27 protein-coding genes are annotated in these 24,762 nt (G+C 67.9%); 12 read left to right on the forward strand and 15 right to left on the reverse strand.

Annotation, left to right across the window (positions count from 1 at the left end; genetic code table 11):
- Positions 1 to 12 precede the first annotated feature (12 nt).
- From IEY82_RS07150 to IEY82_RS07190, 9 genes are all read left to right on the forward strand, one after another.
- Entirely contained in the window at positions 13 to 1,500 is a 1,488-nt protein-coding gene (locus IEY82_RS07150; protein ID WP_189123213.1) for a sugar ABC transporter ATP-binding protein, read from the forward strand.
- Positions 1,500 to 2,444: an ABC transporter permease gene (locus IEY82_RS07155; RefSeq protein WP_189123214.1), complete on the forward strand. Its 945-nt coding sequence runs from the start codon at positions 1,500 to 1,502 to the stop codon at positions 2,442 to 2,444. Before IEY82_RS07150 ends, IEY82_RS07155 begins: the two co-directional genes overlap by 1 nt.
- A complete protein-coding gene (locus IEY82_RS07160) occupies positions 2,441 to 3,484 on the forward strand; it encodes an ABC transporter substrate-binding protein (protein WP_189123215.1) in 1,044 nt (347 codons plus the stop codon). Before IEY82_RS07155 ends, IEY82_RS07160 begins: the two co-directional genes overlap by 4 nt.
- A gap of 11 nt (positions 3,485 to 3,495) precedes the next feature.
- A complete protein-coding gene (locus IEY82_RS07165) occupies positions 3,496 to 4,653 on the forward strand; it encodes a Gfo/Idh/MocA family protein (RefSeq protein ID WP_189123216.1) in 1,158 nt (385 codons plus the stop codon).
- Positions 4,650 to 5,654 carry a sugar phosphate isomerase/epimerase family protein gene (locus IEY82_RS07170; RefSeq protein WP_189123217.1) on the forward strand — a complete coding sequence of 335 codons (1,005 nt, stop codon included), beginning with the start codon at positions 4,650 to 4,652 and terminating at the stop codon, positions 5,652 to 5,654. The genes IEY82_RS07165 and IEY82_RS07170 overlap by 4 nt, the downstream gene beginning before the upstream one ends.
- Before the next feature lie 427 nt (positions 5,655 to 6,081).
- Entirely contained in the window at positions 6,082 to 7,059 is a 978-nt protein-coding gene (locus IEY82_RS07175) for an ABC transporter permease (protein ID WP_189123218.1), read from the forward strand.
- A complete protein-coding gene (locus IEY82_RS07180) occupies positions 7,060 to 7,899 on the forward strand; it encodes an ABC transporter permease (RefSeq protein WP_189123219.1) in 840 nt (279 codons plus the stop codon).
- A complete protein-coding gene (locus IEY82_RS07185) occupies positions 7,896 to 9,965 on the forward strand; it encodes an ABC transporter ATP-binding protein (RefSeq protein WP_189123220.1) in 2,070 nt (689 codons plus the stop codon). Before IEY82_RS07180 ends, IEY82_RS07185 begins: the two co-directional genes overlap by 4 nt.
- Positions 9,962 to 11,674, forward strand: coding sequence for an ABC transporter family substrate-binding protein (locus IEY82_RS07190; RefSeq protein WP_189123221.1), 1,713 nt, complete (start codon positions 9,962 to 9,964; stop codon positions 11,672 to 11,674). Before IEY82_RS07185 ends, IEY82_RS07190 begins: the two co-directional genes overlap by 4 nt.
- A gap of 155 nt (positions 11,675 to 11,829) precedes the next feature.
- On the opposite strand, the gene IEY82_RS07195 is transcribed toward IEY82_RS07190, so the two are convergent.
- Together IEY82_RS07195 and IEY82_RS07200 are read right to left on the reverse strand one after the other, a co-directional pair.
- On the reverse strand, positions 11,830 to 12,240 hold the full coding sequence (locus IEY82_RS07195) for a type II toxin-antitoxin system VapC family toxin (RefSeq protein ID WP_189123222.1): 411 nt from the start codon (positions 12,238 to 12,240) through the stop codon (positions 11,830 to 11,832).
- A complete protein-coding gene (locus tag IEY82_RS07200) occupies positions 12,240 to 12,479 on the reverse strand; it encodes a hypothetical protein (protein WP_189123223.1) in 240 nt (79 codons plus the stop codon). Before IEY82_RS07200 ends, IEY82_RS07195 begins: the two co-directional genes overlap by 1 nt.
- A gap of 143 nt (positions 12,480 to 12,622) precedes the next feature.
- On the opposite strand from IEY82_RS07200, the gene IEY82_RS07205 reads away from it, so the two are divergent.
- On the forward strand, positions 12,623 to 13,048 hold the full coding sequence (locus IEY82_RS07205) for a hypothetical protein (RefSeq protein ID WP_189123224.1): 426 nt from the start codon (positions 12,623 to 12,625) through the stop codon (positions 13,046 to 13,048).
- On the opposite strand, the gene IEY82_RS07210 is transcribed toward IEY82_RS07205, so the two are convergent.
- Positions 12,986 to 13,906, reverse strand: coding sequence for an ATP-binding cassette domain-containing protein (locus IEY82_RS07210; RefSeq protein ID WP_189123225.1), 921 nt, complete (start codon positions 13,904 to 13,906; stop codon positions 12,986 to 12,988). The genes IEY82_RS07205 and IEY82_RS07210 overlap by 63 nt on opposite strands.
- Before the next feature lie 44 nt (positions 13,907 to 13,950).
- Here IEY82_RS07210 and IEY82_RS07215 point away from each other — a divergent pair, with 44 nt between their 5' ends.
- A complete protein-coding gene (locus IEY82_RS07215) occupies positions 13,951 to 14,835 on the forward strand; it encodes a lanthionine synthetase LanC family protein (protein ID WP_189123226.1) in 885 nt (294 codons plus the stop codon).
- 108 nt (positions 14,836 to 14,943) lie between these two features.
- On the opposite strand, the gene IEY82_RS07220 is transcribed toward IEY82_RS07215, so the two are convergent.
- The 9 genes from IEY82_RS07220 to IEY82_RS07260 form a co-directional block, all read right to left on the reverse strand.
- A complete protein-coding gene (locus tag IEY82_RS07220) occupies positions 14,944 to 16,032 on the reverse strand; it encodes a M48 family metalloprotease (protein WP_189123227.1) in 1,089 nt (362 codons plus the stop codon).
- The gene (locus IEY82_RS40255) at positions 15,971 to 16,609 is read right to left on the reverse strand and encodes an AfsR/SARP family transcriptional regulator (RefSeq protein WP_194518785.1); all 639 of its coding nucleotides are present in this window, start codon (positions 16,607 to 16,609) and stop codon (positions 15,971 to 15,973) included. Before IEY82_RS40255 ends, IEY82_RS07220 begins: the two co-directional genes overlap by 62 nt.
- A 168-nt stretch (positions 16,610 to 16,777) precedes the next feature.
- Positions 16,778 to 16,918 carry a hypothetical protein gene (locus IEY82_RS07230; RefSeq protein ID WP_189123229.1) on the reverse strand — a complete coding sequence of 47 codons (141 nt, stop codon included), beginning with the start codon at positions 16,916 to 16,918 and terminating at the stop codon, positions 16,778 to 16,780.
- Positions 16,919 to 17,349: 431 nt separating this feature from the next.
- A complete protein-coding gene (locus IEY82_RS07235; RefSeq protein ID WP_189123230.1) occupies positions 17,350 to 17,880 on the reverse strand; it encodes a hypothetical protein in 531 nt (176 codons plus the stop codon).
- A 24-nt stretch (positions 17,881 to 17,904) separates the two neighbouring features.
- Positions 17,905 to 18,825 carry an IS3 family transposase gene (locus IEY82_RS07240; protein ID WP_189123231.1) on the reverse strand — a complete coding sequence of 307 codons (921 nt, stop codon included), beginning with the start codon at positions 18,823 to 18,825 and terminating at the stop codon, positions 17,905 to 17,907.
- A complete protein-coding gene (locus tag IEY82_RS07245; RefSeq protein ID WP_189123232.1) occupies positions 18,822 to 19,187 on the reverse strand; it encodes a transposase in 366 nt (121 codons plus the stop codon). Before IEY82_RS07245 ends, IEY82_RS07240 begins: the two co-directional genes overlap by 4 nt.
- A gap of 131 nt (positions 19,188 to 19,318) precedes the next feature.
- A complete protein-coding gene (locus IEY82_RS07250; protein ID WP_189123233.1) occupies positions 19,319 to 20,404 on the reverse strand; it encodes a Zn-dependent alcohol dehydrogenase in 1,086 nt (361 codons plus the stop codon).
- Between the two features lie 17 nt (positions 20,405 to 20,421).
- Entirely contained in the window at positions 20,422 to 20,613 is a 192-nt protein-coding gene (locus IEY82_RS07255; RefSeq protein WP_189123234.1) for a ferredoxin, read from the reverse strand.
- Positions 20,610 to 21,062, reverse strand: coding sequence for a pyridoxamine 5'-phosphate oxidase family protein (locus IEY82_RS07260; RefSeq protein ID WP_189123235.1), 453 nt, complete (start codon positions 21,060 to 21,062; stop codon positions 20,610 to 20,612). The genes IEY82_RS07255 and IEY82_RS07260 overlap by 4 nt, the downstream gene beginning before the upstream one ends.
- 84 nt (positions 21,063 to 21,146) lie before the next feature.
- Between IEY82_RS07260 and IEY82_RS07265 the strand changes: the two genes are divergently transcribed.
- Positions 21,147 to 21,794 carry a class I SAM-dependent methyltransferase gene (locus IEY82_RS07265; protein ID WP_189123580.1) on the forward strand — a complete coding sequence of 216 codons (648 nt, stop codon included), beginning with the start codon at positions 21,147 to 21,149 and terminating at the stop codon, positions 21,792 to 21,794.
- A 25-nt stretch (positions 21,795 to 21,819) separates the two neighbouring features.
- On the opposite strand, the gene IEY82_RS07270 is transcribed toward IEY82_RS07265, so the two are convergent.
- The 3 genes from IEY82_RS07270 to IEY82_RS07280 form a co-directional block, all read right to left on the reverse strand.
- The gene (locus IEY82_RS07270) at positions 21,820 to 22,785 is read right to left on the reverse strand and encodes a DUF1702 family protein (protein WP_189123236.1); all 966 of its coding nucleotides are present in this window, start codon (positions 22,783 to 22,785) and stop codon (positions 21,820 to 21,822) included.
- A gap of 157 nt (positions 22,786 to 22,942) precedes the next feature.
- On the reverse strand, positions 22,943 to 23,983 hold the full coding sequence (locus IEY82_RS07275) for a glycoside hydrolase family 15 protein (protein ID WP_189123237.1): 1,041 nt from the start codon (positions 23,981 to 23,983) through the stop codon (positions 22,943 to 22,945).
- The gene (locus IEY82_RS07280; protein WP_189123238.1) at positions 23,980 to 24,696 is read right to left on the reverse strand and encodes a class I SAM-dependent methyltransferase; all 717 of its coding nucleotides are present in this window, start codon (positions 24,694 to 24,696) and stop codon (positions 23,980 to 23,982) included. The genes IEY82_RS07275 and IEY82_RS07280 overlap by 4 nt, the downstream gene beginning before the upstream one ends.
- Positions 24,697 to 24,762: the final 66 nt, after the last annotated feature.

Here is a 24,762-nt window from a genome sequence, read left to right on the forward strand (position 1 = left end):
AGGGAGACCTCGATGCTGGTCATGAGGGGAATCGTCAAGCAGTTCCCCGGTGTGCGCGCACTGGACGGGGTGGACCTCGACGTCCGGGCCGGAGAGGTGCACTGCCTGCTCGGACAGAACGGCGCCGGGAAGTCCACGCTCATCAAGGTGCTGGCCGGAGTCCACCGGCCCGACGAGGGCACGATCGAGTTCAACGGCGCACCGGTGAGCCCCGGCAGCCCCAACGACGCCATCCGGCTCGGCTTCGCCACCATCTACCAGGAGCTGGACCTGGTCGACGGGCTCAGCGTGGCCGAGAACATCTTCCTCGGCCACGAGCACGCCCGCCTCGGCTTCGTACGCCGGGCCGCCGGCAACCGGGGCGCCCGCGAGGTGCTGGCCCGGCTCGGCCACCCCGAGATCCGGCCGTCGGCCGAGGTGGGGCGGCTGTCGCCGGCCGCCAAGCAGGTGGTGTCGATGGCCCGCGCGCTGTCGCACGACGCCCGGCTGATCATCATGGACGAGCCGTCGGCCGCGCTCGCCCACGACGAGGTCGCCAACCTGTTCCGCATCATCCGCGAGCTGACCGCCCAGGGCGTGGCCGTGGTCTACATCTCCCACCGGCTGGAGGAGATCCGCGAGATCGGCGACCGGGTCACGGTGCTCAAGGACGGCCGCACGGTCGCGGTCGGCCTGCCCGCTCGTGACACGCCGACCTCCCAGATCGTCTCGCTGATGACCGGCCGCAACGTCGAGTACGTCTTCCCGCCCCGCGCCTCGCGCCGCCCCGGCGACGAGGTGCTGCGGGTCGAGGATTTGACCTCGCCCGGCGCGTTCGCCGGGGTGACGCTCTCGGTGCGGGCGGGCGAGATCGTCGGCCTGGCCGGGCTGGTCGGCTCCGGCCGCTCGGAGATCCTGGAGGCCGTGTACGGCGCGCGCCCCGCGACCGGCCAGGTGGTGCTGGCCGGAGAGCGATTACGGCGCGGCGGTGTGGTCCGCGCGGTGCGCCGGGGCATGGGCCTGGCCCCCGAGGAACGCAAGGCCCAGGCGCTGCTGCTCGATCAGAGCGTGACCGCCAACATCACGCTGGGCAGCCTGCCGGAGTTCGCCCGGTTCGGCTGGATCGACCGCGCCCGGGAGCGGGCCGAGGCCACCCGGCTGGTCGAGGCGCTCGACATCCGGCCGCCCGCCCCCGAACGCCCGATCAAGACCCTGTCCGGCGGCAACCAGCAGAAGGCCGTGCTGGCCCGCTGGCTGCTCGGCGGGCGCAAGCTGCTGCTGCTCGACGAGCCGACCCGGGGCGTGGACGTCGGCGCCCGGGCCGATCTCTACGCGGTGATCCGCGGCCTGGCCGAGCAGGGGATCGGCGTGCTGCTCGTGTCCAGCGAGGTGCCGGAGGTGCTCGGCCTGGCCGACCGCGTCCTGGTGCTGCGCGAGGGGAGCGTCATCCACCAGGGCGCCGCCGAAGACCTCGACGAGCACCGCGTGCTCGACATGATCATGGAGGGGAGGGCCGCCTGATGAGCCGGTTGGGCCAGATGCGGCATTTAGGCCTGTTCGTAGCGATCGGCCTGCTGGTGATCGTCGGCCTGATCACCAAACCGGACAACTTCGCCACCACGTCCAACGTGGTCAGCATGCTGTCGCTGGCCGCCACGATCGGCGTGATCACGGTCGGCGCCACGTTCGTGATCATCGGCGGTGGCATCGACCTGTCGGTGGGCGCCATCATGGCCCTCGCCTCGGTCTGGGCGACCACCCTGGCCACGCAGGAGTTCGGGCCGTTCGTCATGGCGGTCTGCGCGATCCTGGTCGGCACGGGCGCGGGCCTGGTCAACGGGCTGCTCGTCGCCTACGGGCGGCTGGTGCCGTTCATCGCCACGCTGGCCATGCTCGTCGCCGCCCGCGGCCTGGCCCAGCGGATGTCCGACCGCAAGACCCAGCTCATCCAGACCGGCAACTCCGCCATCGTGGAGCTGTCGACCACGCGGCTGCTCGGCATCCCGCTGCTCGTCTACGTCTTCGCGCTGGTCGTGGTGCTCGGCTGGATCCTGCTCAACCGCACGACGTTCGGCCGTCGCACGTACGCGGTCGGCGGCAACCCCGAGGCGGCCCGGCTCGCCGGCATCGACGTGCGCAGGCACACCATGCTGTTGTACGCGCTGTCGGGCCTGTGCTGCGGCATCGCCGCGATCCTCATCATGGCGCGCACCACGACCGGCTCGTCCACCCACGGCGACCTGTACGAGCTCGACGCCATAGCGGCCGTCATCATCGGCGGCACCCTGCTCACCGGCGGCCGGGGCACGATCATCGGCTCCATCCTCGGCCTGCTCATCTTCACGCTCATCACCAACCTGTTCATCCTCAACGGTCTCAACACCAGTGACCAGCTCATCGCCAAGGGCCTGATCATCGTCGTCGCCGTCCTCCTCCAGCGGCGGAACCTTAAGGAGATTCGATGACCGAGAACGTCGCGCGCAGAGGTTTCCTCGTCGGCGGAGCCGTCCTGTTAGCCACGGGCTGCACCAGCAACGAGCCGGCCGCCGCCCCGAGCAGCGCCGCCGCGCCGGCCCCGGCTGCGAGCGGCAACGACCAGCCCGGCACGAAGGTGGTGATCGGCTTCTCCGCCCCGGCGGCCGACCACGGCTGGATCGCGGCCATCGCCAAGAACGCCGAGGCCACCGCGAAGCAGTACACAGACGTCGAGTTCCGGCCCGTCGACCCGACGAACGACATCAACCAGCAGATCTCCGCCGTCGAGTCGCTGATCGCGGCCAAGGTGGCCGCGCTGGTGATCCTGCCCAACGACGGCCAGCAGCTCAACCAGGTCGCCCTGCAGGCCACCGACGCGGGCATCCCGGTGATCAACCTCGATCGCGTCTTCCCCGACAAGCTGGCCTACCGGACCTGGATCGGCGGCGACAACTACGGCATGGGCGTGGCCGCCGGCCACTACATCGGCGCCAAGCTCAAGGAGAAGGGCGTCTCCAATCCGGTCATCCTGGAGATCCAGGGCATCGCCACCCTGCCGCTGACGCAGGACCGCAGCAAGGGTTTCGCCGACGCGCTCAAGACGTACGGCTTCAGCGTCACCGCCAAGCAGGACGCCAAGTTCACCGTCGAGACCGGCAACCAGGTGGCGGCCGGCCTGCTGCAGGCCCACAAGAAGATCGACGCGCTCTGGAACCACGACGACGACCAGGGCGTCGGCGTGCTGGCCGCGATCAAGGAGGCGAACCGGAGCGAGTTCGTCATGGTCGGCGGCGCGGGCTCGCTGAACGCGATGAAGGAGATCCAGTCGGGCAGCTCGGTGCTGGAGGCGACGGTCACCTACAGCCCCACGATGGCCTCCTCGGCGATCAAACTCGCCCGTCTGATCGCTCAGGGGAAGGGCATGAGTGACCTCGTGGAGAACCAAGTTCCGCAGTCGATCACCCTTGCGTCCGAGACCATCACCAAGGAGAACGTAGAGAAGTACCTGCCGCTCGGCTTCGAATCCTGATCGGGGGCCGCATGTCAGAAAGAACCACCGTCGGCGTGGGCATGGTGGGCTACGCGTTCATGGGCCGGGTCCACTCCCAGGCCTGGCGCAACGCGGGGGCCTTCTTCGACCTGCCGCTGGCGCCGCGGATGGCGGTGCTGGCCGGCAGGTCGAAGGAGCGCACGTCGGCCGCCGCCGCCCGCCTCGGCTGGGCCGACGTCGAGACCGACTGGAGAGAGCTGGTCCGGCGCGACGACGTGCAGATCGTCGACATCTGCACCCCGGGCGACTCCCACGCCGAGATCGCCATCGCGGCGCTGCGCGCCGGCAAGCACGTGCTCTGCGAGAAGCCGCTGGCCAACACCGTCGCCGAGGCCGAGGCCATGGTCGAGGCGGCGGCCGGGGCGCCGGGCCGGGCGATGGTCGCGTTCAACTACCGGCGGGTTCCCGCGATCGCGCTGGCCCGCCGGCTGGTCGAGGAGGGCCGGCTCGGCGAGATCCGGCACGTACGCGCCCAGTACCTGCAGGACTGGATCGTCGACCCCGAGTTCCCCCTCGTGTGGCGGCTGCAGAAGGACAAGGCGGGGTCGGGCGCGCTCGGCGACATCGGGGCGCACATCATCGACACCGCCCAGTTCGTCACCGGCCAGCACGTGGTGGGCGTCTCGGCGCTGACCGAGACGTTCGTGAAGGAACGCCCGCTGCCGGAGTCGTCGGCCGGGTTGAGCGGCTCGGGCGGCGGCTCGGCCACGGGCCCGGTCACGGTCGACGACGCGGCGCTGTTCATCGGGCGGCTCTCCGGCGGCGCGCTGGCCTCCTTCGAGGCCACCCGGTTCGCCACCGGCCGCAAGAACGCGCTGCGCATCGAGATCAACGGCTCGCTCGGCAGCCTCGCCTTCGACTTCGAGGCGATGAACGAGCTGTGGGTCAGCGAAGGAGGCGGTGGCTTCACCCGGATCCTCGTCACCGAGCCCGACCACCCGTACGTGGGCGCCTGGTGGCCGCCGGGGCACGGCCTCGGTTACGAGCACACCTTCACCCACGAGATCAAGGACTTCCTGGAGGCGATCGCCGAGGGCGCCGACCCGTCACCGTCGTTCGCCGACGGGCTGCGGGTGCAGCGGGTGCTCGCGGCGGTCGAGCGCAGCGCGGCTGACTCCAGCCGCTACACAGTCGTGGAGGAGACATGAGACCGGTCACGTTGTTCACCGGCCAGTGGGCCGACCTGCCGTTCGAGGAGGTGTGCCGGCTGGCGGCCGAGTGGGGCTACGACGGCCTGGAGATCGCCTGCTCGGGCGACCACTTCGACGTGGCGCAGGCCGTGGCCGACCCGTCGTACGTCGAGCGGAAGCACGCCCAGCTCGACAAGCACGGCCTCAAGGTGTGGACCATCTCCAACCACCTGGTGGGCCAGGCCGTCTGCGACCACCCCATCGACGAGCGGCACCGGGCCATCCTCCCGGCGCGCATCTGGGGGTCGGGCGATCCCGAGTCCGTGCGCCAGGCCGCGGCCGAGGACATGAAGGACACCGCGCGGGCCGCGGCCCTGCTGGGCGTCGACACCGTCGTGGGTTTCACCGGCTCGTCGATCTGGCACACGGTGGCCATGTTCCCGCCGGTGCCCGCGTCGATGGTGGAGGCCGGCTACCAGGACTTCGCCGACCGGTGGAACCCGATCCTCGACGTGTTCGACGAGGTGGGCGTGCGGTTCGCGCACGAGATCCACCCGAGCGAGATCGCCTACGACTACGTGACCACGCAGCGCACCCTGGAGGCGATCGGCCACCGACCGGCCTTCGGCCTCAACTGGGACCCGTCGCACATGGTCTGGCAGGACCTGGACCCGGTGGCGTTCATCCTCGACTTCGCCGACCGGATCTACCACGTCGACTGCAAGGACACCCGTGTGCGGGTCGGCGACGGCCGCCGCGGACGGCTGTCCTCGCACCTGCCGTGGGCCGACCTGCGGCGCGGCTGGGACTTCGTGTCCACCGGCCGGGGCGACGTGCCGTGGGAGGACTGCTTCCGGGCGCTCAACTCGATCGGCTACACGGGCCCGATCTCCATCGAGTGGGAGGATGCGGGCATGGACCGGCTCGACGGGGCCAGGGAGGCGCTCGGCTTCATCCGCAAGCTCAACTCCATCACCCCGCCGACCACCGCGTTCGACGCCGCCTTCTCCACCACCTGATCCCGGGGCCTCCCTGCGTGTAGCAATATGTCCGGATTCTGTGACATGGCGCGTTGAGGGGCTGGTGGAGGGGCTGTGCCGCCGTAATTTATGTACGAATTTCGTGACATAAGTTTGTCGCCGGCTGCAGTGAGGGCAGTCGGCGACCATTCTGTCCGGCTTATGTCCCGATTTTGTGACATAGCCGACCGATAGCGATAAAGGGGTGTTTATGCAGGTCAGTGGCCCTATTGGCCAAGCAGGGTAAGGCTGGTTACCTGACTGTTACGACCGACTGTTGTCGGTCGTAACTCTTTGTCCGATATTCTCCGATTCGCTAGTCATCCTCGCGTCAAGTGGCTTTCCGCTGACGTGAAGGTGGCTTTTCTGCTGTGAGGGCTGTCTTCCCGGCGTGGCCTCGGCCCTCGTTCAGCGCGAACGGAGGGTGATGGGCAGGTACCTGCTACGCAGGTTCGCGACCAATGCGATCTTGGTCATGATCGCGGCCAGCCTGGCGTACATGCTGGCCGCGACCACGATGAACCCTCGCGGCGCGTACGAGGGGCGCCAACCCCCGGTCGCCGAGGCTGTCGTCGACGCGACACTCGACGAGTACAACCTCAACGACAAGACCCCCGTGTTCCAGCGGTACGTGACCTGGGCCTCGGGCGTCGTCACCGGAGACTTCGGCAGGACCTGGAACGGCGGCTCGGTCAACGAGGAGATGGGCCGGCGGATCGGGGTCAGCCTCCGGTTGCTGTTCATCGGCACCGTCGTGGGCTTCGTCCTCGGCGTGGGGCTGGGCGCCTACTCCGCCGTCAGGCAGTACAGGTTCAGCGACCGCCTGATCGGGGTCGGCTCCTTCGTGATCATGGCGATCCCGGTGTTCGTGCTGGCCACGCTGCTCGCGATCGCCACCTACAGCCTGAACCGCGGGCTGGGGTTCACGCTGATCGAGTACACAGGGGAGTACAACCCCAAGCTGTCCGGCTGGGACCAGTTCTTCAACCGGCTGAACCACCTGATCCTGCCGACCATCTCGCTCAGCCTCGGCTCGATCGCCTTCTACAGCCGCATCCAGCGCAACATGATGCTCGACGTGCTGAACCAGGACTTCGTCCGGACGGCGATGGCCAAGGGGCTCCGGCGCAGGACCGCGCTGTTCAAGCACGCGCTCCGCACCGCGCTGATCCCGGCGGCCACGTACTTCGCCTTCGCGTTCGGCACGATGCTCACCGGCGCCACCTTCACCGAGAAGATCTTCGCCTGGCACGGCATGGGTGCCTGGCTGGTCGACTCGATCAACCAGAACGACGTCAACGCCGTCGCCGCGGTGAGTCTCTTCGCCTCCCTTTGCGTCCTGGTCGCCTCCTTCCTGTCGGACCTGCTCGTGGCGGCCCTCGATCCTCGAGTGCGGGTGAACTAGGTGCGTTCGAAAGTTGTACTCGGCCGACTGCTGCGTAACAAGCAGGCCCGCTATGGCTGCATTGCCCTGATCCTGCTGGTGGCACTGGCCTACATCGGCCCGTTCATCGGCGCGTACGAGTGGACGGACAAGGACTTCCGGGCCTTCCTCTCGGCTCCCTCGGCCGACCACTGGTGGGGGACCACCTCGATCGGCCAGGACATGTACGCGGTCACGCTGCGCGGCATGCAGAAGTCGATCATCATCGGACTGCTGGTGGCGCTCATCTCCACCGCCCTCGCGGCGGTGGTGGGCGCGTTCGCCGGATATTTCGGCGGCCGGATCGACCGGCTCCTCATGTGGGGCGTCGACCTGCTGCTCGTGCTCCCCAGCTTCCTGATCATCGCGATCATCTCGCCGAGGCTGAAAGGCGGCTCCTGGCTCTGGTTCGTGGTGCTGCTCGCGGCGTTCGCCTGGATGATCACCTCCAGGGTGGTGCGCAGCATGACGCTCTCGCTGCGCGAGCGGGAGTACGTCCTGGCCGCCGTCTACATGGGCATCCCGCGCTGGAAGATCATCTTCCGGCACATCCTGCCGAACCTGTCCTCACTGCTGATCATCGACGCGACCCTCAACGTCAGCGGCGCGGTCATCGGTGAGGCGGCGCTCTCGTTCTTCGGCTTCGGCATCCAGCCGCCCGACGTCTCGCTCGGCACGCTGATCGCGGAGGGATCCCGCAACGCCACCGGCTACCCGTGGCTGTTCGCGTTCCCGGCCGGTCTGCTGGTGGTCCTGGTGCTGAGCATCAACCTGATCGGCGACGGACTGCGTGACGCACTCGACCCCGGGAGCAACTCGTGAGCATCTTGGAGGTCCGCGACCTCACCGTCACCTTCCCCGGCGACATCCAGGCCGTGCGCGGGGTGAGCTACGAGGTCTCGCGCGGCGAGGTCCTCGGCATCGTCGGCGAGTCGGGCTCGGGCAAGTCCGTGACGTCACTCGCCGTCATGGGCCTGCTGCCGCAGAACGCCGAGGTCAGCGGCTCGGTCATGCTGCACGGCCAGGAACTGGTCGGGGTCGACGAGAGCGAGCTGACCAGGGTCCGCGGCAAGTCGATCAGCATGATCTTCCAGGACCCGCTGTCGGCGTTCACCCCCGTCTACACCATCGGCGACCAGATCGCCGAGGCCGTCCGCGTCCATCAGAAGCTCGGCAAGGACAAGGCCGCCCAGCGCGCCGTCGAGCTGCTCGACCTGGTCGGCATCCCGCACCCGAACGTGCGGGCCAAGGCCTTCCCGCACGAGTTCTCCGGCGGCATGCGGCAGCGCGCGATGATCGCGATGGCCATCGCCAACGACCCCGACCTGCTGATCTGCGATGAGCCGACCACCGCGCTGGACGTGACCATCCAGGCCCAGGTGCTCGAGGTGCTGAAGACCGCGCAGCGGGAGACGGGCGCCGGCATCGTGATGATCACCCACGATCTGGGGGTCATCGCGGGCATGGCCGACCGGGTGCTCGTCATGTACGCGGGCAAGCCGGTCGAACAGGGGGCCGTGGACGACATCTACTACCGGCCGCGGATGCCGTACACGATGGGGCTGCTGGCGTCGATCCCCCGGATCGACGGCGCGGAGGGGCCGCTGGTCCCGATCGAGGGGACCCCGCCCTCTCCGGCGGCGCTGCCGCCGGGCTGCCCGTTCGCGCCGCGCTGCCCGATGCGGATCGACGTGTGCGAGGAGGAGGAGCCGCCGCTGGTCGCGATCGGCGGCGGCCGTCAGGTGGCCTGCCTCCGTTCGAACGAGATCGAGTACAAGGGCCTGACGGGCGAGGACGTGTTCCCGGTCCCGGACATCCCGCCGAGCGAGGTGGTGCGCGTGCCGCGCGACGAGCGCGCCACCGTGCTGGAGCTCACCGACCTCGTCCGGCACTTCCCGCTCATGAAGGGCGCGGTGTTCAAGCGCCGGGTCGGCACCGTGCACGCGGTCGACGGCATCAGCTTCGACATCGCGGAGGGCGAGACGCTGGCCCTGGTCGGCGAGTCCGGCTGCGGCAAGACGACCACGCTGCAGCAGATCATGCAGCTGGCGGCCCCGCAGAGCGGCCGCGTCGTCGTGCTCGGCAGGGACAGCGCCCAGCTGGACAGGTCGGCGCGCAAGGCGCTCCGCGCCGACCTGCAGATCGTCTTCCAGGACCCGATGGCCGCGCTCGACCCACGCATGCCGGTGGGCGACATCATCGCCGAACCGCTGCGCGCCCACGGTCACACGAACGTGAAGGGGCGCGTCGCCGAGCTGCTCGAACTGGTCGGGCTGGCGCCGGAGTACGCCGCGCGCTACCCGCAGCACTTCTCCGGCGGCCAGCGCCAGCGCATCGGCATCGCCCGGGCGCTCGCGCTGGACCCCAAGCTCCTCGTGCTCGACGAGCCGGTCTCCGCGCTCGACGTCTCCATCCAGGCCGGTGTCGTCAACCTGCTGGAGGAGCTGAAGAACACCCTGGGGCTGTCGTACCTGTTCGTGGCGCACGACCTGGCGGTGGTCAGGCACCTCGCCGACCGGGTCGCGGTCATGTACCTCGGCCGCATCGCCGAGATCGGCGCCGTCGAGAACGTCTACGACCGTCCCGCGCACCCCTACACCCAGGCGCTGCTGTCGGCGATCCCGCTGCCCGACCCCGAGATGGAACGGACCCGCAAGCGGATCCTGCTCGAAGGCGACCTGCCCAGCCCGGCCGATCCCCCATCGGGATGCCGGTTCCGCACCCGCTGCCCCAAGTTCGCCCGCCTCGGCGAGGCCGAGCGGCAGCGCTGCGTGGACGAAGAGCCCAGAGTTGACCGGCTCGCGAACGCCGTGGACCACGGCGCCGCCTGCCACTACGCGGAGCAGATCGAGGTCATCCCGGCCTCGGAAGACCAGGAGGAAAAGTGAAGGTTCGTTACCAGGCCACGGCGGGGCTCGCAGTCCTGGCCATGGCCGTCGCGGCCTGCGGTGGTGGCGGCGGCGACGCCAAGAAGCCCAGTGCCGAGCAGTCGCAGCAGGCCCAGCAGCAGATGGCCGAGACCCCGGCCATCAGCATCAACCCGGTCGCCTACGAGCAGGTCAAGGACGGGGGCACGCTGACCCTCGCGATCGGGCAGTGGCCGTCGCAGTGGAACCCCAACCACGTCGACGGCAACCAGTCCGACACCGCGGACATGCTCGACACGATCATGCCGCAGCTGATGCTGTCGGACGATGGTGCCACCCACACCGCGAATCCCGACTTCGTGACCGACGTGAAGAACGAGATGACCTCCGGCAAGCAGGTCGTCACGTACACGCTCAACGACAAGGCCGTGTGGTCGGACGGCACGCCGATCACGTGGAAGGACCTCGAGGTCGCCTGGAAGATCAACAACGGCAAGGACAAGAAGTACAAGCCGGCCTCCACGGACGGCTGGGACCGGATCGAGTCGGTCACCAAGGGCGACTCGGACAAGGTCGCCATCGTGACCTTCTCCAAGCCGTATCCGGAATGGCAGGGCCTGTTCAACCGCGGCACGGCGCACCTCCTCCCCGCCTCGCACATGGAGAAGCCGGAGGGGTACGAGAAGGACTACCTGCAGAAGATCCCGGTCACCGCGGGGCCCTTCAAGGTGGAGAAGGTCGACGAGGGCACCAAGACGCTCACCGTCGTGCGCGACGACAAGTGGTGGGGCAAGAAGTCCAAGCTCGACAAGATCATCTTCCGGACGATCGAGACGCCCGCCGCGCAGGTGAACGCCTTCGCCAACGGCGAGCTCGACGCCGTCGAGATCCCGCCGGGCAGCCCGGCCGACCTCAAGCGGGCCAAGGAAGTCCCCGACGTGGACATCCGCAAGGCGTTCAGCCCCAACTGGCGGCACATCACCGTCAACAACCAGTCGGAGTTCCTGAAGGACAAGTCGGTCCGCCAGGCCATCGCGTACGGGATCGACCGTGACGTGATCACCGAGTCCGACCTGAAGGACATGGACTGGCCGCTGCAGACGCTCGGCAACCACGTCTTCATGAACAACCACAAGGGCTACGTCGACAACTCCGGCGACCTCGGCAAGTACAACGTGGAGAAGGCCAAGCAGCTGCTCGACGCGGCCGGCTGGAAGCAGGAGGGCGAGTACCGCAAGAAGGACGGCAAGGAGTTCGCGCTGAGCTTCGTCGTCCCCGCGGGCGTGCCGTACGCCAAGACGGAGGGTGAGCTGACCCAGGCCATGCTCAAGGAGGCCGGGATCAAGATCACGATCCGCCCGGTCCCCGATGACAAGTTCTTCACCGACTTCATCATCAAGGGCGACTTCGACCTGGTGCCGTTCTCCTGGATCGGCACGCCGCTGCCGATCGGCTCGCTGCCGCAGATCTACAAGACCGGCTCCGAGAGCAACTTCCCCAAGGGCAGCGACCCCGCTCTGGACGCCGCCATCGAGGAGGCGGTGAGCGAGCTTGACCCGGCCAAGGCCATCGAGAAGGCCAACGCCGCCGACAAGCTGATCTGGGACATGGTGCACACCATCCCGCTGTACCAGCGGCCCGAGATCATCGCGAGCAAGAAGACGCTCGCCAACTACGGCTCCAGGGGGTACAAGACCGTGGACTGGGCGGCGGTCGGCTTCACCGGCTGACGCTCCCCGCGACCCGAACCCCCGGCCGGCTCTCCGGCCGGGGGTTTCGTCGATATTCGCCGAGGTGACGGATCACCGGTTGACCGGGCTCCCGGCTTGAGTGACAGCGAGGTGCCCAGGAGGTCTTCTTGGGCGTAACTGTGTGATGGTACGCGTCAGGGAAGCAGGGTGAAGTTGGCGACGTGCTTCGGCTTGACGGCGGAGAAGTGCCGGTGGTCGAGGGTGGCGACTTCGGCGGCGTTCAGGCGTTCGGCCACCGCGATTACAGAAGCGTCTGCAGCGCCCAGCGGGAAGTTGGAGTAAGTCCTGACAAGTTCGGCCATGCGCGCAACGTCGTCGATCACCAAGGGCTCGAAGGTTAGTTCACCATCGACGATGGAGCGCAGGAACCGAGCTTCGGCGTCTGGGCCGACGCGAGACTCGAGGAGCCAGCAGACCTCGGTGAGCACGGGGCCCGGAACGATGAGTGGACCAGAATGCGATTGAAGCAGGGCGAGGCAGCGCTCGTGGTCTTGGTCTTTGCGGTTGAGGACCGCATACAGCGGCCCGGTGTCGCAGATCAGCATCAGCGCTGCCGGAAGCGATCGCGAAGGATGTCCTCTGATCGCTGAGCGCTGTCTGCCTCGTCGGCGATGATGCCCGCGAAGGACAGCGTCCGTCGCCTTTCGCCGAGAACGGTGGCCTGCTCGTCCGGCTGATCGTGAACCAGCTCAAGTGCTACAGCACGCAAGGCTCTTGCCTGGGTCGGCGACAGGCGATCGACCAGGCGGTGAAGGTCGTCATACTCCTCGTGCAGCGCACTCATACATGGAAGTGTACGTGGTGACACTGAAATGATCTTGCTAATGAGTATGGAGCAGCCGGTTCGATGCCGGGTGCGGTGACCTCCGGCATGGAGCGGAGTTCGCAGGGCGGTTCGTGAGCTGGTGGCCGTTATGTCGTATGGAGATGGAGCGCCTGCAGGACGCCATCGAGATGGCCACTCCCGACGCGGGCTTCAGCGCTCAGCCGACCGTCATCTACGTGGACGACGAGGCGGATTTCCCTGGCGGCAAATCCTTCCTGTCTCAGCAGACCGTGCAGAATACGAAGACGAGCGCCGAAGCAGCCGCGACCGTGCTCACGGCGATGGTGCCGCCCCCGGCCACGCCCTTGGCTGCATCGACACAGACCACTCCATCTGCGGCCGGCACGAGAGGAGAAATGGCCGCGCACGGCATGAACTCGGTCACAATAGTTCAAAACGGACCCGAAATCTGCGTGCCGCTAGTTAACAGCAGGGTCACCTGGTGCAGCAAACGCCCTCGAGTGTCAGGGAACGGCTGCCCACCTGTCGGCCTGGAGCTGGTACAGCTCGTAGAAGGCGCCCCGTAGGGACATTAGCTCGTCGTGGCCCCCGGATTCCGTTACCCTGCCGTGCACGAGGACGTATGCACGGTCGCAGTGACGGACGTTCTCCAGTCGGTGGGTGATGAGCACCACCGCCTTCTCCCTGGCGTACTCCCGAAGCGCATGTAGGAACGCCTGCTCTCCACGGGCGTCCAGTGCTGCAGTCGGCTCATCACAGATGAGGAGGGCACAATCGCGATAGAAGGCGCGCGCTGCGGCCATGCGCTGCCACTGTCCCTTCGACAGTTCCAGACCACTCTTGAAGCGGCGGTCCAGGAGCGTATCGTACCCCGCGTCTAGGCTTTCGATCACCACATCGGCTCCAGCCCGGGAGGATGCGAGGCGCAGCGAACCCAGATCGACCGGCTTACCCATGGTGATGTTGTCGCGGGCGGAGAAGGGCCAGCGGGTGAAGTCTTGAGCGATGAACCCGACCTGGTTCCACAGTTCCTCCCGGCGGGCTTCGGTCACCGGTTCGCCGTCCCAGCGAATCTGCCCCTGGTCCGGGTCGTAGAGTGCTGCCAGCAATTTGGCAACCGTGCTCTTGCCCGAGCCGTTCTCGCCCACCAGTGCGATCATCTCACCTCGGCGCACATTAAGGGACACCCCGCGTACGGCGGCGGATGATCCCCCGGGGTAGGAGAAACTGATGTTGTCCACCTCGAAATGACTCACCTCGGGAGGCGCCGGGGCGAGTGCCGGTCTGCGCCGGGCCGACGTGGCGTTCAGGAACTCGACCAGGTCGAGGAAGTACAGCCCCGATTCGTAACACCCGTTCAGTGAGAGCACGAGTGACCCGAGGGAGCGGTTCGCCAACTGGACGCCGAAGACCGCGGCACCCACCGCAGACAGAGGCATTCTCCCGGGTCGATACGGCACTGGACGAGTTGCCTGCCGAGGGCGGTCTCGCTGAAGCAGACTATGATTTAATTAATGGACTTTGCGGCGTCGCCGCACACCTGACCATGGCAGCGCAGTACTCTGCCGGGGCCGCTACGCTTCTGGAACGCGTCATGCAGCGGCTCACCGACTGGACCTGCCAGCCTTCACCAGGAGGATTGTGGACACCGGCGCATCGGGTCCTCGGCAAAGACCATGGCCTGCACCCGGAGCTGCGCAGCGGTTACCTCAACCTGGGCGTCGCGCACGGCATTGCCGGCCCTCTCAGCCTCGCCTGCCTCGTCCAGCTAACGGGACGGGCCGACCTCGATCTGCGGCCGTTGATCACCTCGCTGGCCGAGTGTCTGTGCGCCAGCATCGTGCTCTCCAATGAAGGACTCGACGTCCCTTATCACGTGCTGCCTTCCGGAGTGCATCGTCCGGAACGTCCGACGCGCACGGCTTGGTGCTACGGGAACCCGGGAGCGGCCCGTGCGCTCCAGCTTGCGGCACGCGCATGTGCCCGCCCGGACTGGGAGGAAACCGCCGTTGCCATCCTCCACGCTGCCCTCGGACGAGACACGGGGTCCCGAGGTATCCCATCGCCTAACTTCTGCCATGGAAAGGCAGGGCTCATTCATCTTCTACACCGCTTTACCCGAGACGCGTCACGGTCGGATCCCGCTTTGATTGAGCACCTGAACCGCGAGCTGGACGAACTGCTCGACATGCATGATCCGTCCGCTCCGTACGGCTTTCGAGAAGTCGATCTCCAAGGGCGTGCACAGGACAATCCAGGATTCCTGGAAGGCGCGGCAGGTGTGGCCGCCGTGCTGGCGGCATTCGGTAGTGACGAGCCCATGATGTGGGAGCGTGCTGTGGTCACCGCCTAACATACTGCTTCGGCTTCTTCGCCATTTATTTTGCCTTCCGGGCTCGCAAGAATCCTACTCGGTCCATGTTCGGAGTTACGGAGCAGCCCAGAACGCCTTCGCGCAACTTCAGGAGATCAGCCCAAACCCTTTGATGGCGCACGCGTAGTGCCCCCTCAGTTCATCGTCGATGCGGGCCGATGCGTCCGAAGTGAGCAGGTTGGGAGTAGCGTTCCGATCATTCGTGCAGGAGGCAAGAGCCTCCGCACTGGCGAGCGCGGACTGCCGGATTTCCGAAACACTCGCCCCACGCAACGCAGCGGCCTGCACCGGAGCCAGAAACCGGTTATTGCGCACTAGTTCGGCCAACTCGGTCAACTCTGCGTCCGTGGCGATGCGGTGCGCCCGCGCAAGCTCTTGTCGGGCCGCACTACTGCGACCTCCGCGTACCAGCCTGATCAACGTCCACTCCAGGAGTAGCACGGGTAGGCCAAGGACCTTGCCCAGAACCTGGCCTATTGCTCCCATGCCCTCGTAGGTGCCAGGTGGAGTGCCGTGCATGCCGAACGTGGCCCCGATTTGTGTGTGCGCCTCCGCGCGCCCGGGGGCACCACCACCCTTCAGCAGCGACTCGCGCCACACGGCCAGAGTGGAAAGCGCCCCATCGATGATCAGCTTGTCATCGTGCGCCTCAGCATAGGTTGCGGCCAGCAACACCACACGCTGCTTTGCCGACAGTACAAGCCACAGAGGAAGGCCGATCACGAGCACCTGACTGCCTCGTCCCACGCGCAGGTACTCGCTGGCTATGGTGAGGTCCCTGAGCGCCACAGTTGCCGGCGGCTCCACGCCCACGACTCGTGCTACCCGTTCCGCGACACGGTACAGCTCAGGTGCTGAGGAGCGAGCCACCGATTCGGCGTCGGCGGGCAGGCGACGTGGCCGCGGGCGCAGCAGCACGCCGATACCCACGAAAACCAGGCCCGCCATCCAGGCGAACAAAAAATCAGAGTTCACGTAGATGATCCAGCACCCCATGACGATGAACGCGAGGGTGAACGCGTGTACTACGAGGGAGACGAGTAGGGCCGCGCTCCTTAATATCATTTCCATCAAAAAGCTCCCATAGCATTTCGGGTCGATTTGGGTGGAGCATTCATGTAGAGTGCCCAAGCGACCGACGAAGGTCTCCGGGGGTCCGTATCGTTCGGTCTTCATGTCTCAGGACGGTGAGGTAAAGGCGCTGCAGCGGCGAAGAGGGGTCGATGCCCAGTTCTTCTCGTAGCAGACAGCGGAGCCTCTCGTACTCGATCAACGCGCCATGGGGGTCACCGCTCAGATAGAGCGCTCTGATGAGCTGCCCAGAAATGCCCTCCCGCGTCGGATATTCCGTGACCAAGCTGCGAATCTCACGGACCAGGGACCGTTCCATGCCGAGGCGGAGTCCGACCTCGATGTAATCCTCCCAGGCGAGCAAACATTGTTCGTCGAGATGGGTGAGGCCCGCCCTCAGGATCGCGCTGCCGGACACATTGGAGCATGCAGGGCCCTCCCACATGCTTAGTGCCTGCCGGAACAGGTCCATTGCGGTGTCGAGCCGTCCGTGCGCGAGGACAGCCCGAGCGTGGGCCACCCGGTCTTGGAACACCTGCACGTCACACTCTCCGGGCTGCACAATGAGCCGGTAGGTGGTGCTGGCCTCGCCCGCGCCGCGGGTGGTGAACAGCCGATGAACGAGGTCGTGTTGCCGGAGACAAACGCGTGCCCGTCCAATATGGGTACGCAGGTTCGACATTGCCGACTGCGGTGGATCGTCCCAGGTTAGGCTACCCAGCCGGGCCGCTGACAACTCCCGCCCGGCGTTGAGCACCAGTGCCCGCGAGAATACCCAGCGCCATGGGGGAGATGGTAACCGGTCGGGATCCGTCCGGCCCCAAGCGCAAGGGGCCAAGCAGGCGGAAGATCACATTTCCCTCCGATGCGGAGGGCTTGGCTCCGGGTTGCTGCCGCCGGATAAGGCCAACGGCGCCTTGGCGGTGAAGGCGACACCGCCACCAATCAGGGTGGCAACGACGATGCAATTTCTGTTGATCAGCTTGAACATGTCTACCTGCTTCATTCTACCCTTACTATTGACGTTTGGGATAATAGACGTCACCCGGCCCAATCTGGCGTCTAACACATTTTTTGATACAAAGTCTTAGAGTGGGTCAGGAAAGCATGCAAAGCGTAACTTCTATGGAGTAAGTCAGCAAGATCCACATTCGTGTACATATGGTGACGGACGGTGGCTTGCTGAACCGTTTCCATCGATTCTGAGCCTGAATCCGCTGTGTGATTCACGGTGATCGATTTTCGGTCCGGTTCCTCCGTGAGGATGGATTCCGCGGTTGAGGGGCTGGGTTTTCGGGCGTGGGAGGGCTGCCGCGCGCAGGTCGCGGCCTGTCCGGTGTCCTTCGGGTTTCGGGGGTGGGATGTGCGCGGTGGCGGTGACCGTCGTGGTCGTGTGAGGTGGCGGTGATCTGGAGGCGGCGCTCAGGCCGGGTGCGGTGGCGGGTCGTGGGTGGTGGTGAAGGTGTTCATCCAGGCCAGACCCCAGCGCCAATGCCGCGGCAGGTGCAAGGTGAGGTGGCCGCGGCCGTGCCGGGCCAGGCGGGCGGGCACGCTGATGAGGTGGCGGCGCAGGGTGGTCCCGCGGGCTCGGGCGTGGAAGGCCGAGGCCAGGCAGCCCAGGGCGCGCAGCAGGTTGTGGGTGATGGCCGCGCAGGTGAGCCAGGCGGCGTTGGCGGCGAAGTGGCCCGAGGGCAGGTGCGCGAGCGGCCCGTCGATCAGATCCGCGTTGACCTGCTCCTGTACCGCGTGATCACGATGGTGTTCCTCGGCCTGGAGCAGGGTGTAGGGGCTGTCGGTGAAGATCGGGTGGTAGCGGTAGGTGGTGAACAGTTCGTCCTGGCCGCGATCGGCTTGAGCGTTGAGCTTCTTGACCCGGCGCACGATCAGGCGGGCGGTGACGGCCTTGTTGTTCTTGCTGGTGAAGGCGGTGTATGGGGTTTCGGCAACTGTCAATCCCCTCAAAGCGTAGAGATGCTCCTATGCCACAGCGGCCCTCAGCAGGGCCGCTGACGCTTGCCTCTTCTTGATCTGCCGCTCGAATGTGACGGGTGGCAGCCCATCGTTGGCGCTGTGCCTCCGCTTGGCGTTGTAGAAGTCGGTGATCCAGGTCGCGATCTTCAGGCGAGCCTCGGCCCGTGTACGGAAGCGCTGCCGATGCACGTACTCGACCTTGAGCGTGCTGTTGAACGCCTCCGAAGCGGTACTGTCGAGCGCGCACCCCACCCGGCCCATCGACTGCACCACCCCGTGCTTGTGGCATTCGGCCTGGTAGCGGGCAGCGGTGTACTCCGATCCACGGTCGGAAGGGAAGATCACCCCGTCCACGTCCCCGCCCCGGACGGCCACCGCCATCTGCAGCGATGCCACCGTCAACGCCGCGTCATGGTGCTCCGACATCGCATAGCCGAGCAGCCGGCGGGAGAACAGATCCTCGAAGGTGGCCAGGTACAACGGCCCCTCATCGGTGTCGATCATCGTGCCGTCGCCCACCCACAGCACGTCCGGGGCAACCGCGGTGAACTTCCGGCCCACCAGATCCGGCGCGGCCTTCCGCTTCCCCTGCCGGGTCAGCGACCGGCGCTTCTTCGGCGGTTGGCCGGCCAGCCCGAGTTCAGCCATCCGCACCGCGACCGTGTTCTCCGACACCCTCCAGCCACCGGCGTGCAGGTCCCGCGTGATCCGGGGCGAGCCGTAGGTGCCGCCCGAGGCGTCGAACAGGCGCTTGATCTCCTCATCCAGCGCTGCCCGCCGCTGTTCACGCGCCGTCGGTGCCACCTGGCCGATGCGCTTCTTCCACTTGTAGAACCAGGCCTGCGACACCCCCAGCGCCCGGCCGGAGACGATGTGGTCGATGCCGTACTCGGTCTTCTGGGAGCAGATGAAAGCCGCCACGCTCACCGGCCCATCGCCTCTTCGACCCACGAGACCACTGAACGCTTGAGGACATCACGCTCGTCTTCCAGCTGCTCGCGGTCCTTCTCCCACGTGGCCTTCTCCCGGGCGTGCTGCTTGACCAGCTCGGCCTTCTCCCGCCGCAGCCGGGCCAGCTCCTCTTCCGCCGATTCCTTCAGCGTCGTGCTCCTCGTGACACCGCCGCCGTCCTGTCCGGTGGCGAGCCGGTCCATCTGCACCCAGTTGTGCAGTGTGTATGCGTTGATACCAAGGTCTCGCGCGACATGCGAGGGCTTGCCGGTCTCCTTGACGATGCGCACCGCACCCGCCCGAAACTCCGGATCAAACCTCCGCCTGGTGCCTCCCACGACCCAACCTCATCTCGGGTTCGGTCTCTACGCTAGGAGGGGAAGCGCACCTTCCTCGTTTCCTGCCACCCCGACTTCGAAGGTCAGGGCCGAGGTCAGGCGGCTCCGGAGGCGTCCTGGTATGGCCCGGGTCAGTCCATGACGACGATCTGGCGGAGCACCTCGCCGCTCTTGAGGGCGGCCACGGCGTCGTTGAGGTCGCCGAGCCGGATGCGGGAGCTGATCATCGACTCCAGGTCCAGCTTGCCGGCCTTGTAGAGGTTGGCGAAGTAGGGGAAGTCGTGCCGCACGTCGGCCTCGCCGTACAGGCTGGACAGCAGGTTCTTGCCCTCGAAGAGCAGGCTGAAGGCGGAGATCGACACCATGTCGTCCATCGCGCCCGCGCCGACCACGATGACGTCGCCGCCCGCCCGGGTGACCTGCCAGGCGCTCTGGATGGTGGCCGACTTGCCGACCACCTCGAAGCCGTAGTCGAAGCCGCTGCCGCCGGTCAGCTCGGCCAGCGCGCCGGGCACGTCGTCGGGGGTGACGGCGTGGGTCGCGCCGACCTTCTTGGCCAGCTCGTGCTTGGACGTCAGCGGGTCGATCGCGAGGATCGTCCGGGCGCCGGAGACGCGGGCGCCCTGGATGACCGAGAGGCCGACGCCGCCGCAGCCGATCACCGCGACGGTGGAGCCGGGCCGCACCCGGGCGGTGTTGATGGCGGCTCCGACGCCGGTGGTGATGCCGCAGCCGATCAGCGCCGCGACCTCCCACGGCACGTCCGCGTCGATCTTGACCACGCCCTGCCAGGGAACGACGATCTCCTCGGCCCAGGTGCCGCAGCCGGCCATGCCGAACGCCGTGGTGTCGCCGCCGAAGCGGAAGTTGCCCTTGCTGAACGACTCGATCACGTACTTCATGCAGAGGAACGGCTGGCCGCCGAGGCACAGGTCGCACTCCTGGCAGGCCGGGCGCCAGCTGATGACCACGTGGTCGCCCGGCTGGACCGAGGTGACGTGGTCACCGACCTCCACCACCTCGCCCGCCCCCTCGTGCCCGGGGACCAGCGGAACGGGCTGCGGAAGCACGCCGGTCATGGCCGAGAGGTCCGAATGGCAGACGCCGGTCGCCTTGATCCGCACGCGGACGTCGGTGGGCCCGACCGGGGCCAGCGTGACGTCGTCGCGGATGTCCAGCTTGTCGTCGCCTACGGCGTGCAGAAGGGCGGCGCGCATGGGGGTTCCTCCTCCAGCTATTCCTCAAGGGAAAGTGCGGCTTTGGGGCAGGATCGGACCGCGTGCCTGACGCGGTCGAGCATGTCGGGTGGTGGTTCGGGCAGCAGGATGTGGAGCTGGTCGTCGTCGTCCACATCGAACACCTCGGGTGCGAGCCCCATGCACACGGCGTTGGCCTCGCACACCATCTCGTCAACTGTGACTTTCACGTGAGCCTCCTGTGGTCCCATGAGACCACTTTGGTGCGCTCCACGACGAATGCGACCCGCTTGCGACCGGTCTGCTCGACGTACGGCAGTAGCAACTCGTCCGCCACGCCGGGCGTCATCCTGCGGGCGACGTCCAGGCCGATGGCCAGCACCCGCTCGCGGTCGTCGATGCGCTTGGCCTCGCCGTACACCAGGACGCCCCGGAGCTCCGCGTAGTCGTCGCCGGCCTCGATCAGGCAGCTCACCCGCGGGTCGCGCTCCAGGTTGCGCGTCTTCTGGGACTTCCCGTACGTCCAGAAGGCGATGCGTCCCTCGTCGAGCCCGTAGAACATGGTCACCAGGTGCGGCGTGCCGTCGGGGTTGATGGTCGCGAGCTGCAGCTTGCGAGACCCCTCCAGGAACGCGGTGACGGCTTCCTCGGACATCGAGATGCGAGCGCGCTGATTCACGCTGCCAAGTAGAACAGGTTGCATAAAGCCGGGCAAGAGGGCCCTGGAATGTTGTTCGGTTCCGTTAGGGTCGATGCCATGACGATGCCGCCCGAACTGCTGTACGCAGCCGAGCACGCCAAGGGCTTCATGCCGCCGAAGGAGGGCATCGCGCTGTTCGAGGCCGCTCTGAGATACGGCGGGCGCGGCCCGATCTGCGAGATCGGCACCTACTGCGGCAAGTCGGCCGTCTACCTCGGCGCGGCCGCCCGGCAGACCGGGTCCGTGGTCGTCACCGTCGACCACCATCGCGGCTCGGAGGAGATCCAGCCGGGCTGGGCCCACCACGACCCGACGCTGGTCGATCCGCGGTTCGGCAAGATGGACTCCCTGCCGGTGTTCCGTCACACGATCGCGGCGGCCGGGCTGGAGGACGAGGTGATCGCGATCGTCGGCCGGTCGGAGCAGGTGGCCAGGCTCTGGGCGACCCCGCTCGGCCTGCTGTTCATCGACGGCGGCCACTCCGAGGAGCCGGTGACGCGCGACTACGAGGGCTGGGCGCCGCACGTCATGGAGGGCGGGGCGCTGGTCTTCCACGACATCTACCCCGACCCCGCCACCGGGGGGCAGGCGCCCTACCGGGTCTACCTGCGCGCCCTGGCGTCGGGCGCGTTCAAGGAGGTGTCGGTGGAGGGGTCGCTGCGCGTGCTGGAGCGCGTGGCGCCCGGCATCGGCGCCCGGCCCGATCACTGAGCCGGTCGGGGCGCGGCCGGTTCGCCTAGCCGTGCCGCCCGGCCCAGGCGCGGCGGGTGCCGGCCTGCCAGGCCAGGAAGTCGTCGTGGGTGTGCGGATCGTGGCCGAGGGCGGTGAGCGCGTCGTCCACCCAGGAGGCGACCTCGCCTGACTCGGCGCCGGTCAGGGCCCGTACGGCCTGCTCCACGTGCTCGGGCGGCGGCCCGGCCCAGAGGCCGGCGGCCGCGGCGAACGCGCACCCCTGCGCCAGGTGGGCCCGGAAGCCGTCCGCTCCCGCGTGCTCGGCCAGCCGTTCCAGGTCCGCGGGGCCGGCCCCGCCCACGCGCGTCGCGGCGAACGCCACGCCACTCCACAGGTCCGCCCGCCGGCCCGCCGGGTAGGCGGAGACGCGGGCCGCCACGTCGTCCGGCGAGGCGCAGTCGTGATACCAGAGCAGCCGGCCCAGCCCCTGGTCGAAGGTCCCGCGGAAGGCCCTGGTCGGCAGGTCCGGCAGGGCCCGCTCGCCCACCATCCGGTCGGTGTGGTCGAGGCTGCGCTGGAAGCCGTAGCCGTCCACGGCCAGCCAGCGCAGCAGCGGATGGGATCGCTTCGCGCGCCGGACCGGCCGCAGGCGCAGCAGCGCGTAGCCTCGGCCGGCGCCGAGGTGGACGGCGTACTGGTGCTGCGCGGCGGGGCCGGCCAGCAGCTCGTGCAGCCGCCGGCCCCGGGTCAGGGTGAGGAGGTCGAGCGCGGTGCAGGCGGCGCCGGCGCCCTCGTAGCCGAAGGCCCGCTGCCGCGGCGGCAGCTCCTCGATCTTGCCGAGCTCCTGCGAGACGACCGCGTTGAAACCGAACAGATAGGACTTCTCGGCGTCTTCGATGATCGTTCCCGCCGGTCCGTGTCTGAGGACGAACCTCCGCCGCCCGAGATCCGCCTCGTGCTCCTCGCGGGCCAGCAGCCTTCGCCAGCCGCGAGCCTGACTCAGAGTCGGTTCGGTCCTGTCCTGGTGCAAGAACGCTGTTGTGCCCGTGTCGCCCACGCTTCCCCCGAAGACGCCTCGTACGGCCACACCCGAAGCTAGTCACCCCATTCCGAACGCCGGAGGAGCCGCTCCGCCCCTCCCGGCAAAGAACCCGCAAAACCCCTTGCGTTCCCGTACGGCGGGGCGGTCAGGTGCGCGCGGGGGTGCAGCCGCAGAGGTCGGGATCGGAGGGCGTGACGGACGGCGCGGCCACCGCCCGGAACAGCGCGGCGCCGCCGGACAGGCCCTGCAGCGCGTCGGCGGCCAGGACGACCGCGGCGGCGGTGTAGCCGGAGCGCTCGTAGGGGAAGTGCTTGTGGTTGGCGAACTGCCAGCCGGTCCAGTAGGAGCCGTCCTCGTGCCGCAGATGCTGCATGTCGGCGAAGAGCCGGACCGCCCGCTCGCGGTCGCCCAGCGCGTCGAGGGCCAGCACCAGCTCGCACGTCTCGGCGCCGGTCACCCACGGCTGGTCCGACACGCAGCGGATGCCGAGCCCCGGCACCACGAACGTCGGCCACTCGCGGTCGAGCAGCTCGAACGCCTGGGCGCCGCGCACGGCGCCGCCGAGCACGGGGTAGTACCAGTCCATCGAGAAGCGGCTCTTGTCGGCGAACGCCTCGGGATGGGCCGACAGCACGTGCGCCAGGCGGTCGGCGGCCAGCTCCCAGTGCGGCTGCGGGTCGCCCAGATGGTCGGCCAGCAGCACGCCGCAGCGCAGCCCCTGGTGGATCGAGGAGCAGCCGGTGAGCAGCGCGTACGACGAGGCGCGGCCCCGGGCGTCGCGCTCCCAGACGATCTCGCCCCGCTCGGTCTGCAGCCCCACCACGTAGTCGAGGGCCGCCTTGACCATCGGCCAGCGCTCCTTGGTGAACGCCTGGTCGCCCGTGACGAGGTGGTGGTGCCAGACGCCCGCCGCGATGTAGGCGGCGTGGTTGGACTCGCCGCCGCGCTCCACGGCGACGCCGTCGACCAGCTTCATCGGCCACGAACCGTCGTCGCGCTGGTGGGCGGCCAGGTAGTCGTAGCCCCGGCGGACCGGCTCGTCCAGGCCGGCCACGCTCATGGCCATCAGGCACTCGATGTGGTTCCACGCGTCGACGTGACCCTCGGGCCAGGGGATGCCGCCGTCGTCCTGCTGGATCGCCGCGATGCTCTGAGCCGTCTGGACGATCTTGTCGCGACCGATCACGCCGCGGGCTTCCGGACGTACAGCACCACGCTCTTGCCGATGACCGGGTTGAGCAGGGTCTCGGCGATCCGGGTGGCGGCCGGGCGCTTCATGATGTCCCAGACGAGCAGCTCGTGGTAGGCCTTGGCGAGCGGGTGGTCGTCGTTGTTGACGCCGACCGCGCACTTGATCCACCAGTAGGGCGCGTGCAGGCCGTGCGCGTGGTGGTGGGGGCCGATCTCGAAGCCGGTGGACTTCAGCTTCGCCGACAGCTCGGCCAGCGTGTAGATGCGGACATGGCCGCCGGGGGCGGTGTGGTAGGCCTCGTCCAGCGCCCAGCAGATGCGCTCCGGCAGGAAGCTCGGCACGGTGATCGCGGCGGTGCCGCCGGGCTTGAGCACCCGGAAGATCTCCCGCATCGCGGTCATGTCGTCGGGGATGTGCTCCAGCACCTCGGCCGCGATCACCCGGTCGAAGCCGTCGTCCTCGAACGGCATGTCCAGCGCGGTGCCCTGGACGGTCTCGCCGGTCGCGCCGAGCGGCACCTCACCGCCCTTGTCCATCGCCACGAACATGGCCGCCACGTCGTCCAGCTCCGACTTGTCCATGTCGAAGGCGACGACGTCGGCCCCCCGGCGCAGCACCTCGAAGGCGTGCCGGCCGCCGCCGCAGCCGAGGTCGAGCACGCGCACGCCGGGTCCGACGGGCAGCCGGGCGAAGTCCACGGTCAGCACTAGACAGGTCTCCTCGTTCTCATCGGGGGCTCATCAGGGGCTCATCGGGGGGGCGCATCAGGGGCT

Origin of the sequence: Nonomuraea cavernae (assembly GCF_014646355.1) — a bacterium.
GTDB lineage: Bacteria > Actinomycetota > Actinomycetes > Streptosporangiales > Streptosporangiaceae > Nonomuraea > Nonomuraea cavernae.

Bases quoted from the DNA above. Each gene is read 5' to 3' on its own strand.
- IEY82_RS07205 (WP_189123224.1), top strand. From the start codon at position 12,623: ATGGAGCGCCTGCAGGACGCCATCGAGATGGCCACTCCCGACGCGGGC.
- IEY82_RS07170 (WP_189123217.1), top strand. From the start codon at position 4,650: ATGAGACCGGTCACGTTGTTCACCGGCCAGTGGGCCGACCTGCCGTTC.
- IEY82_RS07175 (WP_189123218.1), top strand. From the start codon at position 6,082: ATGGGCAGGTACCTGCTACGCAGGTTCGCGACCAATGCGATCTTGGTC.
- IEY82_RS07265 (WP_189123580.1), top strand. From the start codon at position 21,147: ATGCCGCCCGAACTGCTGTACGCAGCCGAGCACGCCAAGGGCTTCATG.
- IEY82_RS07250 (WP_189123233.1), bottom strand. From the start codon at position 20,404: ATGCGCGCCGCCCTTCTGCACGCCGTAGGCGACGACAAGCTGGACATC.
- IEY82_RS07150 (WP_189123213.1), top strand. From the start codon at position 13: ATGCTGGTCATGAGGGGAATCGTCAAGCAGTTCCCCGGTGTGCGCGCA.
- IEY82_RS40255 (WP_194518785.1), bottom strand. From the start codon at position 16,609: ATGTCGAACCTGCGTACCCATATTGGACGGGCACGCGTTTGTCTCCGG.
- IEY82_RS07200 (WP_189123223.1), bottom strand. From the start codon at position 12,479: ATGAGTGCGCTGCACGAGGAGTATGACGACCTTCACCGCCTGGTCGAT.
- IEY82_RS07230 (WP_189123229.1), bottom strand. From the start codon at position 16,918: ATGTTCAAGCTGATCAACAGAAATTGCATCGTCGTTGCCACCCTGATT.
- IEY82_RS07220 (WP_189123227.1), bottom strand. From the start codon at position 16,032: ATGAAGACCGAACGATACGGACCCCCGGAGACCTTCGTCGGTCGCTTG.
- IEY82_RS07155 (WP_189123214.1), top strand. From the start codon at position 1,500: ATGAGCCGGTTGGGCCAGATGCGGCATTTAGGCCTGTTCGTAGCGATC.
- IEY82_RS07165 (WP_189123216.1), top strand. From the start codon at position 3,496: ATGTCAGAAAGAACCACCGTCGGCGTGGGCATGGTGGGCTACGCGTTC.
- IEY82_RS07160 (WP_189123215.1), top strand. From the start codon at position 2,441: ATGACCGAGAACGTCGCGCGCAGAGGTTTCCTCGTCGGCGGAGCCGTC.
- IEY82_RS07195 (WP_189123222.1), bottom strand. From the start codon at position 12,240: ATGCTGATCTGCGACACCGGGCCGCTGTATGCGGTCCTCAACCGCAAA.